The sequence below is a fragment of the Peribacillus sp. TH16 genome (assembly GCF_016651095.1).
GTDB lineage: Bacteria > Bacillota > Bacilli > Bacillales > DSM-1321 > Peribacillus > Peribacillus butanolivorans.
In genome coordinates, this window is record NZ_JAEKEM010000011.1 from 12,815 (window position 1) to 32,736 (window position 19,922).

The following is a 19,922-nucleotide window of genomic DNA, read 5'->3' on the forward strand; positions in this document are numbered from 1 at the left end:
TATGGCAATTAAAATATATAACACAGTTACAAGACAGAAAGAAGCCTTCGTTCCGATTGAAGAAGGAAAGGTGAAAATGTATGTGTGCGGACCTACTGTCTACAATTACATTCATATTGGAAATGCTAGACCCGCAATAGTATTTGATACCGTTCGAAGATATTTAGATTATCGTGGGTATGAAGTTCAATTTGTTTCGAATTTCACAGATGTTGATGATAAACTCATTCGCGCAGCAAAAGAATTGGGGGAAGATGTCCCGGCCATTTCAGAACGTTTTATTAAGGCGTATTTTGAAGACGTTTCTGCGCTTGGTTGCAAAAAGGCGGATGCACATCCGACCGTGATGGAGAACATGGATACAATTATTGAATTTATTTCGGCATTGATTGAAAAAGGATTCGCTTATGAATCTGAAGGTGATGTGTACTACCGAACTCGTAAATTTGAAGGGTATGGAAAGTTGTCCCACCAATCCATCGATGAGCTGCGAGTTGGGGCACGCATTGAAATTGGTGAGAAAAAACAAGATGCCCTTGATTTTGCCCTTTGGAAAGCGGCTAAGGAAGGTGAAATATCTTGGGAGAGTCCATGGGGTAAGGGGCGTCCTGGTTGGCATATCGAATGCTCTGCCATGGTCAGAAAGTATTTGGGCGATACAATTGATATACACGCAGGCGGCCAAGATCTAGCTTTTCCCCATCATGAAAATGAAATTGCACAATCTGAGGCATTAACGGGCAAGACCTTTGCGAATTATTGGATGCATAACGGATATATCAATATTGATAATGAAAAAATGTCTAAGTCCTTAGGCAATTTTGTTCTTGTGCATGACATCATTCAGAAGCATGATCCACAAGTGTTACGCTTCTTCATGTTATCCGTACATTACCGCCATCCTATCAATTACAGCGAAGAAGTACTAGAGAATGTAAAGGCGGCACTTGATCGTTTAAGAACATCATACCAAAACTTAAAGCATCGTCTCCAAGTAAGTGATGGGTTGACTGAGAATAATGATGTTTGGCTGGAGAAAGTAAATGCGTTACATGAACAGTTCATTCAAGAAATGGACGATGATTTTAACACAGCTAACGCGATATCCATTCTCTTTGAACTGTCCAAGCAAGCAAATTATTACTTGATGGAGAAAAATACCGACAAGGAAGTCATTGAGGCTTTCCTTGAAGAATTCCAAACACTGTTTTCAGTTCTAGGTTTGTCTCTAGAAGAAGAAGGGTTGTTGGATGAAGAAATTGAAGGCTTGATTCAGCAGAGAATTCAAGCGCGGAAAGATCGCAACTTTGGGTTATCTGATGAAATTCGTGACCGCTTGAAAAACATGAATATTATATTAGAGGATACCCCTCAAGGTACAAGATGGAAAAGAGGGTAATTGATGCTTCATTACGATAATAAAGTAGATGAAAAAATGTTAAACAGTCTTGCTCTAGCCTATATAGGTGATGCCGTATATGAAACGTATATCCGGCATCATCTCATTCAAAAAGGAGCGGTCAAGCCTAATCTTCTTCACAAAAAAGCAACATCTTTTGTATCAGCTAAAGCTCAAAATAAGATTATTCATTTTTTCTTGGAGTCAGGTTGGTTATCAGAAGAAGAATCCGCTGTCGTCCGTCGCGGCCGTAATGCGAAATCCGGTTCGGTTCCGAAGAATACAGATGTGCAAACGTATCGTTACAGTACGGCCTTTGAGGCTCTTATGGGCTTTCTGTATTTATCCGGTCGAATAGAAAGAATGGAAGAGCTTATTAGAAAGTCTATTGAATTCATTGAAGAAGAAAAGGGGAGTAACCCATGAGTGAAGAATACATCATTGGAAGAAACCCCGTATTGGAAGCACTTCGCTCCGAACGGGATATAAATAAAATTTGGATAGCAGAAGGCTCACAAAAAGGGTCAATGCAACCACTTATTGGTCTTGCTAAAGAAAAGAAGGTATTTGTGCAAATTGTTCCAAAGAAAAAAATTGATCAAATGGCAGATGGTATTCATCAAGGTGTTGTCGCACAAGTGGCGGCTTATGAATATGTAGAATTGGATGACTTATTCGCCAAAGCGGCAGAACGGGATGAAGCGCCATTTTTCATGATTCTTGATGAAGTTGAAGATCCACATAATTTAGGATCAATTATGAGAACAGCAGATGCTGTCGGAGCCCATGGAATTATTATTCCAAAACGGAGAGCAGTGGGATTAACGGCAACAGTAGCGAAAGCATCGACCGGTGCAATTGAGTATATTCCAGTTGCTCGTGTTACGAATTTGGCACGAGCAGTTGAAGAGTTAAAAGAGCGTGGTGTCTGGATTGTCGGTACAGATGCGAAAGGTAGCGATGATTACCGTAACATGGATGGCAAGATGCCCATTGGACTTGTAATTGGTAGCGAAGGTAAAGGAATGGCCCGTTTAATGAAGGAAAAATGCGATTTCCTCATCCGTCTCCCTATGGCAGGACAAGTAACGTCGTTAAATGCATCGGTAGCAGCTGGTTTATTGATGTATGAGGTCTATAGAAAAAGAAATCCTTTAGGCCAATAATGGGATGAATATTCTGTTAGTGGACGGTTACAACATTATTGGGGCCTGGCCGGAACTGAGAGAATTGAAAGAACGGGATCTTGCTGCTGCAAGGGACCGGTTAATTGAAATGATGGCGGAATATCAAGCCTTTACCGGGTATCGCGTAATTGTCGTATTTGACGCCCAATATGTTCAAGGAATTGCCCGGATATTCAAAAATCATAAGGTAGATGTAATTTTTACAAAAGAAAATGAAACTGCTGATGAGAGAATAGAAAAGATGGCAATTGAACTGAATAATATCAAAACGCAGATTCAAGTGGCGACTTCTGACTTCACGGAGCAGTGGGTGATATTTGGCCAAGGGGCTCTAAGGAAATCTGCCCGCGAACTGCTTATTGAGATGGAAGAAATTCAAGGGGAAATTGAGAAGGATGTAAAAAAAACAACCATAATAAAACCCGCTGCTAAAATCCCTTTAAGTGAAGAAGTTGCGGAAATTTTCGAAAAATGGCGTCGAGGGAAGATTTGAACCATTGACGGGTAATTTTTACCTGCTGTATAATATTTCTATCTGAGTCAGGTCAGGGGGATATAATGTGGGTCTCAAATTCGGAATGAAACTGAACGAAAAGTATCTGCAGTTTGATGATGATGAATTGATAGAGTTGGTACACACTGGAGACAGTGAAGCGCTGGATTACTTGATCCAAAAGTATCGTAATTTTGTTAGAGCAAAGGCAAGGACTTATTTCTTAATTGGTGCAGATAAGGAAGACATCGTTCAAGAAGGTATGATTGGTTTATATAAAGCCGTCCGTGATTTTAAAGGTGATAAGTTATCCTCCTTTAAAGCGTTTGCCGAACTATGTATTACGAGGCAGATCATTACAGCTATTAAAACAGCAACGCGTCAAAAGCATATTCCGCTCAATTCCTATGTTTCCCTGGACAAGCCTATTTATGATGAGGAATCCGATCGAACTCTTATGGATATAATATCGGGTACAAAAGTTTTAGACCCGGAAGAGCTGATTATCAATCAAGAAGAGTTTGACGATATCGAATTAAAGATGGCCGAGCTTCTGAGTGATCTGGAGAGAAAAGTGTTAGCTCTTTACCTAGATGGACAAACCTACCAAGAGATTTCGGAAGAGTTGAACCGACATGTGAAGTCAATCGACAACGCCCTTCAGCGGGTGAAAAGAAAGCTCGAGCGCTATTTGGAAGTAAGGGAAATCAGTTTATAATCCCTCCGCTTTTTCCGCTTAATCTCATCTGTCCCATCTCCACTTGGAAGTTTTATTCACTAAGATTTGAAATTGGATGTAAAGAAACAAAGGTTTTCGATACACGATTATCCATACTGGGATGGGCTCAGCCCGCTTTGTTATTGACAATAAAAGACAGTCGTGATAAGGTTTTATGGATATAGTAGATAGGATAGGTGTATCAAATGAGAAAAAAAATTGTTCTAGCTTGTACTGAATGTGGTTCAAGAAATTATAGTTATGAAAGTAATCAATCAACAAGCAGCGAACGCCTTGAAATAAAGAAATTTTGTAGTACATGCAATTCACACGCGATTCATAAAGAAACGAAATAACCGTTTTATTAATAGATTAACAAAGAAGCTTTCTAATGCTTGGAGGATACATTCATGAAACGCTTGACCGAATTTTTCAGCGGAGTGGCTCGCGAAATGCAAAAAGTAAGCTGGCCGAAACGCAAAGAGCTTACCAAATATACAATCGTGGTAGTAACAACTGTATTGTTTATGGCTTTATTCTTTACGGTGGTAGATTTGGGCATTTCCGAATTAATTCGCTTAGTTATTGAATAAGAGATTCGAAAATAAGGTATAATAGTGATAGAATAATATGTGTCAGCAGAAAAGCCCGGAAACGGGTTTTTTAATTTGTCTTTTTTAAGAAGTGAAGAAGTTCAAAATTCAGCACTGCTGTAAAATGAATTATCACAATATATTCTAGTTAAGTCGGGATAACGCCGGGGATTGATTTTTGGCTAAAACGTTCAAAGATAAAGTTTAATAAAGAAAATGATTGTTGCAGGGAGGGAAGGACGTTAAAGTCCTATCACATGGAAAAGAATTGGTATGTAGTTCACACCTATTCAGGTTATGAGAACAAGGTTAAGGCTAACTTGGAAAAACGTGTTGAAACAATGGGGATGGAAGACAAAATCTTTCGAGTTGTAGTTCCTGAAGAAGAAGAAACAGAAATTAAAGATGGCAAAAAGAAAGTAACGAAAAAGAAAGTATTCCCAGGGTATGTACTAGTGGAAATCATTATGACGGACGATTCCTGGTATGTAGTTCGGAATACACCTGGCGTAACAGGTTTTGTGGGTTCGTCAGGAGCTGGATCTAAACCGACAGCGCTTCTTCCTGAAGAAATTGAAGTCGTTCTTAAGCGGATGGGCGTTGATGAAAGCAAAATCGAAGTTGATTTTGAAATCGGTGATACCGTTCAGGTTAAAGAGGGACCATTTGCAACCTTTGCAGGTCCTATTGAAGAACTTGATAAAGATAAAGGTAAAGTAAGAGTTCTGGTTAATATGTTTGGCCGTGATACGCCAGTTGAACTTGACTTTAATCAAGTGGAAAAATTATAAACGGAAAAAAACTTGAAATTGCCATTTGAAAGTGGTAAAATTTCAAAGGTCAGTATGTTTCAATTTTTAGGCCTCAACGATACAAGCATTCTTTATTAATATATAAAGAATTCAAGATGAGTGGGAGGGTATATCCCTATTACCACATCACGGACTTATAAGGAGGTGTGTCTCGTGGCTAAAAAAGTAATTAAAATGGTTAAATTGCAAATTCCTGCTGGTAAAGCGAATCCGGCTCCCCCAGTTGGTCCTGCATTAGGTCAAGCTGGTGTAAACATCATGGGATTCTGTAAGGAGTTCAACGCTCGTACAGCAGATCAAGCTGGTCTAATTATTCCTGTTGAAATCACGGTATTTGAAGACCGTTCATTTACATTCATTACAAAAACTCCACCCGCTGCTGTATTGCTTAAGAAAGTAGCAGGTATTGAGTCTGGTTCTGGTGAACCTAACCGTAAAAAAGTTGCTACAGTCAAGCGTGATCAAGTGCGCGAGATTGCTGAAACTAAAATGCCTGACCTAAACGCTGCAAACGTTGAAGCTGCAATGCGTATGGTTGAAGGTACTGCTCGCAGCATGGGTATTGTCATCGAAGACTAATCCATGTAATTGCTATTTGTTTCTACGGGGTTGCGATTGATACTCGCAACCTTTATTCGTGGGAGGTTATACCGTTAAAACCACAATTTAGGAGGATTTATATCATGGCGAAAAAAGGTAAAAAGTATCTTGAAGCAGCTAAGCTTGTAGAAGTTTCTAAGGCTTATGCTGTAACTGAAGCAATCGAAGTTGCTAAAAAAGCTAACTTCGCAAAATTCGATGCAACTGTTGAAGTGGCTTTCCGTTTAGGTGTAGACCCTAAGAAAGCAGACCAACAAATTCGTGGAGCAGTTGTTCTACCGAATGGTACTGGTAAAACTCAACGCGTATTAGTATTCGCTAAAGGCGAAAAAGCAAAAGAAGCTGAAGCTGCTGGTGCTGACTATGTTGGCGAATCTGACTACATCAACAAAATCCAACAAGGTTGGTTCGAATTCGATGTAATCGTTGCGACTCCAGACATGATGGGTGAAGTTGGTAAACTTGGTCGCGTATTAGGACCTAAAGGTTTAATGCCTAACCCTAAAACAGGCACAGTTACATTTGATGTAACAAAAGCAGTTAACGAAATCAAAGCTGGTAAAGTTGAATACCGCGTAGATAAAGCTGGTAACATCCATGCTCCAATCGGTAAAGTATCTTTCGAAGATGCTAAACTAGTGGAAAACTTCACTACTATCTATGATACGTTAATGAAAGTGAAACCTGCGGCTGCTAAAGGAACTTACATGAAAAACGTTTCTGTAACAACTACAATGGGCCCTGGTGTGAAAGTTGATTCATCTTCTTTCAATAAATAATTGACATTCCAAAACTATTATTGTTATAATATGTTTTGTTGTGAATAAATGAATATCATTTGTACCGTAGACAGTAGGTGCTCAACTAGAGCTTAATTCCCTGCCGAGGTAATTCGATAATAATAGTCGTTGACTATGACCTTTGAAATTACTGCCTTCATGTCTGCAATAGAGATGAAGGCTTTTTCTTTGAAACGGTATAAATGTTTTCAAGCAAATCTACAGGAGGTGTAAGGATGAACGCAATTATTGAACAAAAGCAAAAAATCGTTGCTGAGATTTCTGAAAAATTAACTGCAAGCCAATCAACAGTAGTTGTTGACTACCGTGGATTGACTGTTGCTGAATTAACAGAACTTCGTAAGCAACTTCGTGATGCTGGCGTTGAGTTTAAAGTTTACAAAAACTCTTTAACTCGTCGTGCTGCTGAAAGTGCTGAACTTAGCGCTTTGAACGAATCATTAACAGGACCAAACGCAATTGCATTCTCAACTGAAGATGTTATTGCGCCAGCAAAAATCCTTAACGATTTTGCGAAAAAACATGAAGCGTTAGAAATCAAAGCTGGAGTTATCGAAGGAAATGTTGCAACTGCAGAAGAAATTAAAGCTCTTGCAGAACTACCTTCACGCGAAGGCCTACTTTCAATGCTACTCAGCGTGCTACAAGCACCTATGCGCGGACTTGCTATTGCTACAAAAGCAGTTGCAGATCAAAAAGAAGAACAAGGCGCGTAAGCTAACCGCTTATCTAGCCTATTGATTCAAAAAAAAACCAACCATTTCGAGGAGGAAATAACAATGACTAAAGATCAAATCTTAGAAGCAGTTAAAAACATGACTGTTTTAGAATTAAACGACCTTGTAAAAGCAATCGAAGAAGAATTTGGCGTAACTGCTGCTGCACCTGTAGCTGTAGCTGCTGCTGGTGGCGCTGCTGCTGAAGAGCAAACTGAGTTTGATGTAATCCTTACATCTGCTGGAGATCAAAAAATCAAAGTTATCAAAGCTGTACGTGAAGTTACAGGTCTTGGACTTAAAGAAGCAAAAGAACTTGTTGACAACACTCCAAAAGCAATCAAAGAAGGCGCTTCTAAAGAAGAAGCTGAAGAAGTTAAAGCTAAACTTGAAGAAGTTGGAGCTGGCGTTGAAGTTAAGTAATCTTGCATAAACAAAAAGCTCGCTATCACTGGCGGGCTTTTTTCTCTTCATTTTAAAGAAAATGACGGAAAATTGTTGTTAATAGTTTGGTTAAGAGATTCTACAAACTTAACGGCATGCAAGTATCCATTCTTCAAATCTCTTCTCTCATTAAATCTTCAATATTCCTTTCTGATAGGGGGAGATGACTCTGACAGAGCATTACTACTCACATAAACCGGATGTCGTAAGCAATCCGAAATTTTGGGATTTTACATTAAAGGGACGTACTTTCCGCTTCAAAAGCGATAATGGCGTTTTTTCAAAAAAAGAAGTTGATTTTGGTTCTCGTCTTTTGGTTGAAACCTTTAACCTTAATGAAGCTGTGGAAGGAGATATTCTTGATGTAGGTTGCGGTTATGGACCAATTGGAATATCAATTGCAGCAGCTTATCCCGATAGAGCGATAGAAATGATTGATATAAATAGCCGGGCAGTTGAATTGTCAAAAGAGAATGCCGCTTCTAACGGGATCGCCAATGTAAAAATATTCGAAAGTGATCGTTTTGACAAAGTTGGCTCCAGTCAATTCGCTGCAATTCTTACGAACCCTCCCATTCGCGCAGGTAAAAGTGTTGTCCACGAAATTTTAGAAGAAAGCTATCAAAGTTTGGTAGCTGGTGGAGAATTATGGGTTGTCATTCAAAAAAAACAAGGTGCACCATCCGCCATGGATAAAATGGAGCAGTTATTTGGAAATATTGAGGTGCCAGTTAAGAAAAAGGGTTACTATATACTATTATCCAAAAAGGTTTGACTCTAAATTTTCGCTATGTTAGTATTATAAAATGCATATATATAATTCCGTAACTATGCAATTTTTATACCATTGGTGTATAACCAATGGATAATATGGGAAAAATATATAAATAATAGTTCGTTTTATGAGAAATAGTGGTTTTTAAAATAAAAACCATTTTCTTTTTGTCTATGGAAATGATTCCTTTTCCGAGGCAAATTGATCCTTATAACGCTTGATTTAAGGGGTGAATCAGTTGACAGGTCAACTTGTTCAGTATGGACGACACCGCCAACGTAGAAGTTATGCAAGAATCAGTGAGGTTTTGGATCTTCCGAATCTGATTGAAATTCAAACAGCTTCTTATCAATGGTTTCTAGATGTAGGTTTAAAAGAAATGTTCCAGGATATTTCTCCTATTGAGGATTTTACAGGTAATTTATCATTAGAGTTCATCGATTACAGCCTAGCTGAACCGAAGTACTCTGTGGAAGAAACGAAAGAACGCGATGTTACTTACTCTGCTCCACTTCGTGTGAAAGTGCGCCTTGTTAACAAAGAAACAGGGGAAGTAAAAGACCAGGATGTATTTATGGGCGACTTCCCTCTGATGACTGAAACAGGTACATTTGTCATCAATGGTGCAGAACGGGTAATTGTATCCCAATTAGTGCGCTCACCGAGTGTTTACTACAATGGTAAAATGGATAAAAACGGTAAGCTTGGATTCTCTGCGACCGTTATTCCTAACCGTGGCGCATGGCTCGAATACGAAACAGACGCCAAGGATGTTGTGTATGTTCGAATCGATCGCACTAGGAAATTGCCTATTACGGTATTGATGCGTGCGCTTGGATTCGGAACCGATCAAGAAATTATTGATTTAATCGGTGACAATGAATACCTTCGTAACACTCTTGAAAAGGACAACACTGAGAGTGTGGAAAAAGCATTACTAGAAATTTATGAGCGTCTACGCCCGGGTGAACCACCTACAGTCGATAACGCGAAAAGTCTTTTAGTATCCCGCTTTTTTGATCCAAAACGTTATGATTTAGCTAACGTAGGTCGTTATAAAATAAACAAAAAACTGCATATTAAGAACCGTTTGTTTGGGCAACGTATTGCGGAGACTTTGATTGATCCAGAAACAGGGGAAATTATAGTTGAAAAAGGTACAATGCTTGACCGTCGGACTCTTGATAGAATTCTGCCTCATATTGAAGCGGGAATCGGTTTTAAAACATTCCACCCATCTGGTGGCGTGGTAGAAGAAGAAACTCTTCTTCAACCTATTAAAGTATTTGCACCAAACGATGCTGAAGGCGAAAAAGTGATTAATATCATCGGTAATGCTTACGTGACCGACCAGGTTAAAAACATTACACCGGCTGATATCATTTCTTCTATTAGCTATTTCTTTAACTTATTGCATGGTGTAGGAATCACAGATGATATTGACCATTTAGGAAACCGTCGTCTGCGTTCTGTTGGTGAATTGCTGCAAAACCAATTTAGAATTGGTTTATCTCGTATGGAACGTGTCGTTCGTGAAAGAATGTCTATTCAGGATACGAATACAATCACTCCACAGCAACTAATTAACATTCGTCCAGTTATTGCATCTATTAAAGAATTCTTTGGAAGCTCTCAGCTTTCTCAATTTATGGATCAAACTAACCCGCTGGCTGAGTTGACGCATAAACGTCGTCTATCTGCATTGGGACCTGGTGGTTTAACACGTGAACGTGCGGGCTTTGAAGTACGTGACGTTCATTACTCCCACTATGGCCGTATGTGTCCGATTGAAACGCCTGAGGGACCGAATATTGGTTTGATTAACTCATTATCTAGTTTCGCAAAGGTAAACCCGTATGGTTTCATCGAAACACCATATCGTCGTGTGGACCCTGAGACAGGTAGAATTACAAGCCAAATTGATTACTTAACAGCTGATGAAGAAGATAACTATGTAGTTGCTCAAGCGAATGTTCGTCTATCAGATGACGGATCATTCCTTGATGACGATGTCGTTGCTCGTTTCCGCGGTGAAAATACCGTTGTACCGCGTGACCGCGTAGATTACATGGATGTATCTCCTAAACAGGTTGTATCTGCCGCGACAGCATGTATTCCTTTCTTGGAAAATGATGACTCCAACCGTGCCCTTATGGGAGCGAACATGCAACGTCAAGCAGTACCTTTGCTTCAACCAGAAGCCCCTCGTGTTGGAACAGGTATGGAATATGTTTCAGCGAAAGACTCTGGTGCTGCTGTCATCTGTAAACATCCTGGTATCGTAGAACACGTTGAATCACGTGAAGTATGGGTACGTAGGGTAAGTGAGGTTGACGGACAGCAAGTAAAAGGAAACATTGATAAATATCGTTTATTAAAATTCATCCGTTCCAACCAAGGAACGTGCTATAACCAACGCCCAATCGTAAGTGTTGGTGACAACGTTGTAAAAGGTGAGATTCTTGCTGATGGTCCTTCAATGGAAAAAGGTGAGTTAGCGCTTGGACGTAACGTATTAGTTGCCTTCATGACTTGGGATGGATATAACTATGAAGATGCCATCATCATGAGTGAACGTTTAGTTAAAGATGATGTGTACACTTCTATTCATATTGAAGAATATGAGTCTGAGTCCCGTGATACGAAATTGGGACCGGAAGAGATCACACGTGATATCCCGAATGTTGGGGAAGATGCGCTTCGCAATCTTGATGAGCGCGGAATTATCCGTGTCGGCGCTGAAGTAAAAGACGGAGACCTTCTAGTTGGTAAAGTTACGCCTAAAGGTGTAACAGAATTGACTGCTGAAGAACGTTTATTACATGCAATTTTCGGTGAAAAAGCACGTGAAGTACGGGATACATCACTTCGTGTACCTCACGGCGGCGGTGGAATCGTTCTTGATGTTAAAGTATTTAACAGAGAAGATGGCGATGAACTACCTCCTGGTGTAAACCAACTTGCGCGTGTATATATCGTTCAAAAACGTAAGATCCACGAAGGCGATAAAATGGCTGGACGTCATGGTAACAAAGGGGTAATCTCTAGGATTCTTCCTGAAGAAGATATGCCTTACTTACCAGATGGCACACCGGTCGACATCATGTTAAACCCATTGGGTGTACCATCACGTATGAACATCGGGCAGGTGCTGGAGCTTCACTTAGGTATGGCAGCACGCGCGCTTGGCATTCATGTAGCATCGCCGGTATTCGATGGTGCTACTGAGGAAGATGTTTGGGGTACGATTGCAGAAGCTGGGATGTCCCGTGATGCAAAAACTGTCCTTTATGACGGACGTTCAGGTGAAGCATTCGATAACCGTGTGTCTGTTGGTGTCATGTATATGATTAAACTTGCACATATGGTTGATGATAAACTTCATGCTCGTTCAACTGGACCTTACTCCCTTGTTACGCAACAGCCACTTGGTGGTAAAGCGCAGTTTGGTGGACAGCGTTTCGGTGAGATGGAGGTATGGGCACTTGAAGCTTATGGTGCTGCTTATACATTACAAGAAATCCTTACCGTTAAATCAGATGATGTCGTCGGTCGTGTGAAGACTTACGAAGCGATTGTCAAGGGTGAAAATGTCCCTGAGCCTGGTGTCCCTGAATCCTTCAAAGTATTGATTAAGGAACTTCAAAGCTTAGGATTGGATGTTAAAATTCTTAATGCCGAAGACCGTGAAATTGAAATGCGTGACTTGGAAGATGAAGAAGAAGCCAACCAAGCAGACAAATTAAGCCTTGATTCAGAAACAAAAGATATGGTTGCTTCCGAAGTAGGGGCACCAGCTAAAGAATAAATTAAATATAAACACATCAATTTATATATTATCCGCTCTGACTGGCAGCAAGATGTTTCTTTTATGATCCTGCTGCCTTGTTAGAGTCTTATTGATTCAATCAACCATCATCCGGTGTAGATTGCCTGATATTAAGACGGCAATCAAGGGTTAAACCTGGAGATTAAAAGGGAGGTAGGCCCCTTGTTAGACGTTAATAATTTCGAGTATATGAAAATTGGTCTTGCTTCGCCAGACAAGATTCGTTCTTGGTCGCATGGAGAAGTTAAAAAACCAGAAACAATCAACTATCGTACGTTAAAGCCAGAAAAAGACGGTTTATTCTGTGAGAGAATTTTTGGACCTCAAAAGGACTGGGAATGTCATTGTGGAAAATATAAACGTGTTCGTTATAAAGGCGTAGTTTGTGACCGTTGTGGCGTTGAAGTCACTCGTGCTAAAGTTCGTCGTGAACGTATGGGTCATATTGAGCTGGCAGCTCCAGTTTCACACATATGGTATTTTAAAGGAATTCCGAGCCGTATGGGACTTGTTCTTGATATGTCTCCGCGTGCATTGGAAGAAGTTATTTACTTTGCATCTTACGTGGTAACTGAAACAGGCGATACAACTTTAGAGAAGAAACAGCTTCTTTCTGAAAAAGAATATCGTACATACCGTGAAAAATACGGTAAGAAGTTCCAAGCAGCGATGGGTGCGGAAGCTATTAAAAAACTTTTACAAGACATTGATACGGAAAAAGAAGTAGAGTCGTTGAAAGAAGAGCTTAAAACAGCTCAAGGACAACGCAGAACCCGTGCAATTAAACGCTTGGAAGTGCTAGAAGCATTCCGTAACTCTGGTAATGAGCCTTCATGGATGATACTAGACGTGCTACCGGTTATTCCACCGGAGCTTCGTCCAATGGTACAACTTGATGGTGGTCGTTTTGCTACATCTGATTTAAATGATTTATATCGTCGTGTTATCAACCGTAATAATCGGTTGAAAAGATTATTGGACCTTGGAGCACCAAGCATTATCGTTCAAAACGAAAAACGTATGCTTCAAGAAGCTGTCGATGCTTTAATCGATAATGGCCGTCGTGGTCGTCCAGTAACTGGACCTGGTAACCGTCCATTAAAATCTTTATCTCATATGTTAAAAGGTAAACAAGGCCGTTTCCGTCAAAATCTTCTTGGTAAACGTGTTGATTACTCTGGTCGTTCTGTTATCGTAGTTGGACCTAACTTAAAGATGTACCAATGTGGTCTGCCGAAAGAAATGGCGATTGAATTATTCAAACCATTCGTTATGAAGGAACTAGTTCAAAGAGGTTTAGCGCATAACATTAAATCTGCTAAACGTAAGATTGAACGACTATCTCCTGAAATTTGGGATGTGCTTGAAGAAGTTATTAGAGAACACCCGGTACTACTGAACCGTGCACCGACTCTTCATAGACTTGGTATTCAAGCATTTGAACCAACTCTAGTTGAAGGTCGCGCAATTCGTTTGCACCCGCTTGTATGTACAGCTTACAATGCTGACTTTGACGGTGACCAAATGGCGGTCCATGTTCCTTTATCTTCTGAAGCTCAGGCAGAGGCTCGTATGCTAATGCTTGCTGCGCAAAACATTTTGAATCCTAAAGATGGTAAACCTGTTGTTACACCTTCTCAAGATATGGTATTAGGTAACTATTACTTAACATTGGAAAGAGAAGGCGCTATCGGTGAGGGTATGATCTTTAAAGATACAAGTGAAGCGTTGCTTGCATACCAAAATGGTTATGTACACTTACATTCCCGTTGTGCTGTGCATGCATCATCACTAAATAATGAAACATTCACGGAAGAGCAAAATAGCCAACTCTTAATAACAACTGTTGGTAAATTGATCTTCAATGAAATTTTACCAAAATCATTCCCGTATATTAACGAACCAACACGTTATAATTTGGAAACAAAAACTCCAGAGAAGTATTTCGTGGAAAAAGGCGCTGATATACCTGAATTGATTAAGGCTCAACCCGCTATTGATCCATTCAAGAAAAAAATTCTTGGGAATATTATTGCGGAAGTCTTTAAACGTTTCAAAATTACCGAAACTTCTAAAATGCTTGACAGGATGAAAGATCTTGGATTCAAATATTCGACAAAAGCAGGTATTACCGTTGGTGTGGCTGATATTGTTGTTTTAAAAGAAAAACAAGAAATCATTACTGAAGCTCAAACGAAAGTAGATAACGTCCTAAAACAATTTAGACGGGGTCTAATTACGGAAGATGAGCGTTATGATCGCGTTATCTCAATCTGGAGTGCTGCTAAGGATACCATTCAGTCCAAACTTATGGACTCTCTGGACCGACGCAACCCAATCTTCATGATGAGTGACTCCGGTGCCCGTGGTAATGCATCCAACTTTACGCAGCTTGCGGGTATGCGTGGATTGATGGCCAACCCGGCTGGACGTATCATTGAATTACCGATTAAATCAAGTTTCCGTGAAGGTTTAACAGTGTTAGAGTACTTTATCTCTACACATGGTGCTCGTAAAGGTCTTGCTGATACAGCACTTAAAACAGCCGATTCCGGTTACCTTACACGCCGACTAGTTGACGTAGCTCAAGACGTTATCATTCGTGATGATGATTGTGGTACAGACCGCGGCTTGAAAATTTCTGCCTTGAGAGAGGGTACAGAAATAATCGAGCATCTAGAAGAGCGTCTAGTAGGTCGATATGCAAGAAAAGCGATTAAACATCCAGAAACAAATGAAGTGATTGTAGCTGAAAACGATCTTATCACTGAGGATCTGGCTAATTATATTGAATCTCTTGGTATTGAAACAGCATGGATTCGTTCTGCCTTTACATGTAACACTAGTCATGGTGTATGTAAAAAATGTTATGGACGTAACTTGGCTACTGGTCAAGAAGTTGAAGTGGGCGAAGCAGTTGGTATTATTGCTGCTCAATCAATCGGAGAACCAGGTACACAGTTAACGATGCGTACATTCCATACTGGTGGGGTTGCCGGAGATGATATTACTCAAGGTTTACCTCGTATCCAAGAAATATTTGAAGCGAGAAATCCTAAAGGTCAAGCTATCATTTCTGAAATCGAAGGAACAGTTGTTTCGATTAATGAAATCCGCGATAAACAACAGGAAATCGTTGTTCAAGGTGCAGTTGAATCACGCACTTATACTGCGCCGTACACAGCGCGTTTAAGGGTAGCTGTTGATACAGCCGTACGTCGAGGCGAAGAGCTAACAGAGGGTTCAATCGATCCGAAAGAATTGCTGAAAGTTACTGATGTACTTACTGTTCAGGAATACCTGCTTCATGAAGTACAAAAAGTATACCGGATGCAAGGGGTAGAAATCGGTGATAAACACATCGAGGTTATGGTTAGACAAATGATGCGTAAGGTCCGTGTGCTTGACGCTGGTGAAACTGAAGTTCTTCCAGGAACATTATTGGATGTTAACCAGTTTACAACTGCGAACACAGATGCATTACTGACTAGCAAATTACCTGCTACTGGACGTCCTGTATTACTAGGTATTACAAAAGCATCTCTAGAAACGGATTCCTTCTTGTCCGCAGCGTCATTCCAAGAAACAACTAGAGTCTTGACGGATGCAGCAATTAAAGGAAAACGTGATGAATTGCTTGGACTTAAAGAAAATGTTATCATCGGTAAACTTGTCCCTGCAGGAACAGGTATGCTTCGTTACAGAAAAGCTAACCCTGTCGTTGTTGGTGGCGAAAGCACAGATACAGTAACAGTAGATTAAATGAAATATGACCAGCTCATCATTAAAACTGAAGACCGCACTCCTTTACTATGGAGGAGTTGAAGGATCAGAATTTATTGAGCTGGTCTCTCTTAATAAGAACGACTAACTAAATAGACGAGTGAAAACTCGCTTTATTTCTATTTTAGGCAAAGTGAATATCTTAATAGTATTATGTAAGGAAAACCTTTTGCTTAAATTAATTTTTTGAAAGAAGTTGACAGTATCCGACTAAAAGTGATACTATAGCAAAGGTGCTCCTATGTTACCCTGTAACTTTGGAGGATATGGACCATGTCTTATGAAAAAGTAATACAGGCAAAGTCAGTGATTATAGGGACGAAACAAGCAGTTAGAGCTCTGAAAAACAATTTAATTCAAGAAGTTATCATCGCTGATGATGCAGATATATACTTGACTGGGCGTGTCGTTGAGACCGCTAAAGAATTGGATGTTCCTATCACATATGTTGATTCGATGAGAATGCTTGGCAAAGCATGTGGTATTGATGTCGGAGCAGCAACTGTTGCCATTAAAAAGTAAAAATGTTTTTGCAATACTATTTGCAAAGACTTTGTTTTTACCCATTTATGAACCACCTGGATGTGTGGTACTAGAAATGAAAACGTGAAGGGAGGAAAAATGTAATGCCTACTATTAATCAATTAGTGCGTAAAGGACGCGAGTCTAAAGAGGTTAATTCAAAATCTCCAGCACTTAACAAAGGCTACAACAGCTTTAAAAAAGCACAAACTAACGTATCATCTCCGCAAAAACGTGGTGTTTGCACTCGTGTGGGTACTATGACACCGAAGAAACCAAACTCCGCGTTACGTAAATATGCGCGTGTACGTTTAACAAACGGTATCGAGGTAACAGCTTATATCCCAGGTATTGGACACAACCTACAAGAACACAGCGTGGTTCTTATCCGTGGCGGTCGTGTAAAAGATTTACCAGGGGTACGTTATCATATCGTACGTGGTGCTCTTGATACTGCAGGAGTAAATAATCGTATGCAAAGCCGTTCTAAATACGGTACTAAGCGTCCGAAAGCAGCAAAAAAATAATTTGAAACAAAAAATTAACTTTCTTGAAAGGAGGAAATATAATGCCTCGTAAAGGACCTGTAACGAAAAGAGACGTATTACCAGATCCAATTTATAATTCAAAACTTGTGACTCGCTTAATCAACAAATTAATGGTTGATGGACAAAGAGGTAAATCACAAAAAATTCTTTACTCTGCATTTGATTTAATCAAAGAACGTACTGGCAATGAACCAATCGAAGTTTTTGATCAAGCACTTAAAAACATCATGCCTGTATTAGAAGTAAAAGCACGCCGTGTGGGTGGAGCTAACTACCAAGTACCAGTTGAGGTGCGCCCAGATCGTAAATCAACTCTAGGACTTCGTTGGTTAGTAAACTACTCTCGCCTTCGTGGAGAAAAAACGATGGAAGAGCGTTTAGCTTATGAAATCATGGATGCTGCTAACAATACTGGAGCAGCTGTTAAGAAACGTGAAGATACACACAAAATGGCTGAAGCTAATAAAGCATTCGCTCATTATCGCTGGTAAGATCAATTACTATAAAATCCTTATAGAAGGAAGGAGAAAGACAAATGGCAAGAGAGTTCTCCTTAGCAAACACTCGTAATATCGGTATCATGGCTCACATCGATGCTGGTAAAACGACAACAACAGAACGTGTTCTATACTACACTGGTAAAATCCATAAAATTGGTGAAACACACGAAGGTGCTTCACAAATGGACTGGATGGAACAGGAACAAGAACGCGGAATCACGATCACATCCGCTGCAACAACTGCACAGTGGAAAGGTCACCGTGTAAACATCATCGATACACCAGGACACGTAGACTTCACAGTTGAAGTTGAACGTTCATTGCGTGTACTTGATGGAGCTGTAGCTGTACTTGATGCCCAATCAGGTGTTGAGCCTCAAACTGAAACAGTTTGGCGCCAGGCTACAACTTATGGTGTACCGCGTGTCGTATTCGTAAATAAAATGGACAAAATCGGTGCGGATTTCCTTTATTCAGTTGGAACAATCCACGATCGTCTACAAGCTAATGCTCATCCAGTTCAGTTACCAATCGGTGCTGAAGATCAATTCTCTGCAATCATTGACCTAATTGAAATGAAAGCTCATTTCTATGCTAATGATTTAGGAACTGATATCACTGTTGGTGAGATTCCTGAAGAACATCGGGAACTAGCTGAAGAATACCGTGAAAAGTTAATTGAAGCAGTTGCAGAAGTTAATGAAGACTTAATGGAAAAATACCTTGGCGGCGAAGAAATCAGCATTGCTGAATTAAAAGCAGCTATTCGTACAGCAACTGTTAACGTTGAATTCTTCCCAGTTATCTGTGGATCAGCTTTCAAAAACAAAGGTGTCCAATTAATGCTAGATAACGTTATCGACTTCCTTCCATCTCCTTTAGATGTACCTGCAATTAAAGGTACTCTTCCAGATACAGAAGAAGAAGTAGAACGCCACTCAGATGATTCTGAACCGTTCTCCGCTTTAGCGTTTAAAGTAATGACGGATCCTTACGTTGGTAAACTTACATTCTTCCGTGTGTACTCAGGTACATTAGAATCAGGATCTTATGTAATCAACTCAACTAAAGGTAAACGTGAACGTATTGGACGTATCCTTCAAATGCACGCAAACAGCCGTGAAGAAATATCAACTGTATACGCAGGAGATATTGCTGCAGCTGTAGGATTGAAAGATACTACAACTGGTGATACTCTATGTGACGACAAGAACCAAGTTATTCTTGAGTCCATGGTATTCCCAGAACCAGTTATTTCTCTTTCAGTTGAACCAAAATCGAAAGCAGACCAAGACAAAATGGGTCAAGCTTTACAAAAGCTACAAGATGAAGATCCAACATTCCGTGCGCATACTGACCAAGAAACTGGTCAAACGATTATCGCTGGTATGGGTGAACTTCACTTGGACATCCTTGTTGACCGTATGCGTCGCGAATTTAAAGTGGAAGCTAACGTTGGTGCTCCTCAAGTAGCATACCGTGAAACTTTCCGTGGTTCAGCTAAAGTTGAAGGTAAATTCGTTCGCCAATCAGGTGGTCGTGGACAATTCGGACACGTATGGATTGAATTTGGTCCAAACGAAGAAGGTAAAGGATTCGAATTTGAAAATGCTATCGTCGGTGGTGTAGTACCACGTGAATACATCCCTGCTGTACAAGCTGGATTAGTTGATTCACTTGACCGTGGTGTACTTGCTGGTTACCCGCTAGTCGACATCAAAGCAAAATTATTTGACGGTTCTTACCATGACGTTGACTCCAATGAAATGGCATTTAAAATTGCAGCATCCATGGCACTAAAAAATGCTGCTTCTAAATGTAAACCTGTTATCCTTGAACCAATTATGAAAGTAGAAGTTGTAATTCCTGAAGATTACCTAGGCGACATCATGGGAGATATCACATCTCGTCGTGGTCGTGTAGAAGGTATGGAAGCTCGCGGTAACACACAAATGGTTAAAGCGATGGTTCCACTATCTGAAATGTTCGGATATGCTACATCTCTACGTTCTAACACACAAGGACGCGGAACATTCTCTATGCACTTCGATCATTATGAAGAAGTACCTAAGAGCATTTCTGAAGAAATCATCAAAAAAAATAAAGGTGAATAATTGATTTTCATCTCTTATTAAAGTATAACTATCTTATGTAAGCTGTGATGGAAGAATTAGTCTTCCTTCACAGCCCTATATACTTAATC

At 40.1% G+C, this 19,922-nt stretch carries 19 protein-coding genes and 1 other annotated feature; all 19 genes read left to right on the plus strand.

The genetic code is table 11. The features are described from left to right. The first annotated feature begins 1 nt into the window (after position 1). The 19 genes from cysS to fusA all read left to right on the plus strand — a co-directional run bounded on the left by cysS (position 2) and on the right by fusA (position 19,833). Entirely contained in the window at positions 2-1,399 is a 1,398-nt protein-coding gene (cysS, locus tag JFV29_RS28635) for a cysteine--tRNA ligase (protein ID WP_201188194.1), read from the plus strand. 3 nt (positions 1,400-1,402) lie between these two features. Further along, positions 1,403-1,825, plus strand: coding sequence for a Mini-ribonuclease 3 (locus JFV29_RS28640; RefSeq protein WP_201188195.1), 423 nt, complete (start codon positions 1,403-1,405; stop codon positions 1,823-1,825). After that, positions 1,822-2,565, plus strand: a complete 744-nt coding sequence (rlmB, locus tag JFV29_RS28645; RefSeq protein ID WP_056521815.1) for a 23S rRNA (guanosine(2251)-2'-O)-methyltransferase RlmB — start codon at positions 1,822-1,824, stop codon at positions 2,563-2,565. Before JFV29_RS28640 ends, rlmB begins: the two co-directional genes overlap by 4 nt. Positions 2,566-2,569: 4 nt before the next feature. Beyond that, positions 2,570-3,079, plus strand: coding sequence for an NYN domain-containing protein (locus JFV29_RS28650; RefSeq protein ID WP_053349078.1), 510 nt, complete (start codon positions 2,570-2,572; stop codon positions 3,077-3,079). An 85-nt stretch (positions 3,080-3,164) separates the two neighbouring features. Further along, complete coding sequence (gene sigH / locus JFV29_RS28655) at positions 3,165-3,797, plus strand: RNA polymerase sporulation sigma factor SigH (protein WP_098175004.1); 633 nt, start codon at positions 3,165-3,167, stop codon at positions 3,795-3,797. 206 nt (positions 3,798-4,003) lie between these two features. Next, complete coding sequence (rpmG, locus tag JFV29_RS28660; protein WP_082527447.1) at positions 4,004-4,153, plus strand: 50S ribosomal protein L33; 150 nt, start codon at positions 4,004-4,006, stop codon at positions 4,151-4,153. Between the two features lie 54 nt (positions 4,154-4,207). Then, the gene (gene secE, locus JFV29_RS28665) at positions 4,208-4,390 is read left to right on the plus strand and encodes a preprotein translocase subunit SecE (RefSeq protein ID WP_053349076.1); all 183 of its coding nucleotides are present in this window, start codon (positions 4,208-4,210) and stop codon (positions 4,388-4,390) included. A gap of 257 nt (positions 4,391-4,647) precedes the next feature. After that, a complete protein-coding gene (gene nusG, locus JFV29_RS28670; RefSeq protein WP_053349075.1) occupies positions 4,648-5,181 on the plus strand; it encodes a transcription termination/antitermination protein NusG in 534 nt (177 codons plus the stop codon). A gap of 174 nt (positions 5,182-5,355) precedes the next feature. Beyond that, positions 5,356-5,781, plus strand: coding sequence for a 50S ribosomal protein L11 (gene rplK / locus JFV29_RS28675; RefSeq protein ID WP_053349074.1), 426 nt, complete (start codon positions 5,356-5,358; stop codon positions 5,779-5,781). Positions 5,782-5,885: 104 nt separating this feature from the next. Next, positions 5,886-6,581: a 50S ribosomal protein L1 gene (gene rplA, locus JFV29_RS28680; RefSeq protein WP_056521819.1), complete on the plus strand. Its 696-nt coding sequence runs from the start codon at positions 5,886-5,888 to the stop codon at positions 6,579-6,581. A gap of 46 nt (positions 6,582-6,627) precedes the next feature. After that, positions 6,628-6,778, plus strand: a sequence feature (ribosomal protein L10 leader region). Positions 6,779-6,817: 39 nt separating this feature from the next. Further along, complete coding sequence (gene rplJ / locus JFV29_RS28685) at positions 6,818-7,318, plus strand: 50S ribosomal protein L10 (RefSeq protein ID WP_201188196.1); 501 nt, start codon at positions 6,818-6,820, stop codon at positions 7,316-7,318. Between the two features lie 63 nt (positions 7,319-7,381). Then, positions 7,382-7,741 (plus strand): 50S ribosomal protein L7/L12, encoded by a 360-nt coding sequence (rplL, locus tag JFV29_RS28690; RefSeq protein ID WP_053349071.1) that lies wholly within the window; start codon positions 7,382-7,384, stop codon positions 7,739-7,741. 190 nt (positions 7,742-7,931) lie between these two features. Continuing rightward, a complete protein-coding gene (locus JFV29_RS28695; RefSeq protein WP_201188413.1) occupies positions 7,932-8,537 on the plus strand; it encodes a class I SAM-dependent methyltransferase in 606 nt (201 codons plus the stop codon). Between the two features lie 238 nt (positions 8,538-8,775). Next, entirely contained in the window at positions 8,776-12,345 is a 3,570-nt protein-coding gene (gene rpoB / locus JFV29_RS28700) for a DNA-directed RNA polymerase subunit beta (protein ID WP_201188198.1), read from the plus strand. A 183-nt stretch (positions 12,346-12,528) separates the two neighbouring features. Then, entirely contained in the window at positions 12,529-16,128 is a 3,600-nt protein-coding gene (rpoC, locus tag JFV29_RS28705; RefSeq protein WP_098174991.1) for a DNA-directed RNA polymerase subunit beta', read from the plus strand. 294 nt (positions 16,129-16,422) lie between these two features. Further along, entirely contained in the window at positions 16,423-16,671 is a 249-nt protein-coding gene (locus JFV29_RS28710; protein WP_034305040.1) for a 50S ribosomal protein L7ae-like protein, read from the plus strand. Positions 16,672-16,775: 104 nt separating this feature from the next. Continuing rightward, positions 16,776-17,198 carry a 30S ribosomal protein S12 gene (rpsL, locus tag JFV29_RS28715; RefSeq protein WP_053349068.1) on the plus strand — a complete coding sequence of 141 codons (423 nt, stop codon included), beginning with the start codon at positions 16,776-16,778 and terminating at the stop codon, positions 17,196-17,198. Positions 17,199-17,239: 41 nt separating this feature from the next. Continuing rightward, positions 17,240-17,710, plus strand: coding sequence for a 30S ribosomal protein S7 (rpsG, locus tag JFV29_RS28720; protein WP_048677878.1), 471 nt, complete (start codon positions 17,240-17,242; stop codon positions 17,708-17,710). Positions 17,711-17,754: 44 nt separating this feature from the next. After that, positions 17,755-19,833, plus strand: coding sequence for an elongation factor G (gene fusA, locus JFV29_RS28725; RefSeq protein WP_056521830.1), 2,079 nt, complete (start codon positions 17,755-17,757; stop codon positions 19,831-19,833). The last annotated feature ends 89 nt before the right edge of the window (positions 19,834-19,922 follow it).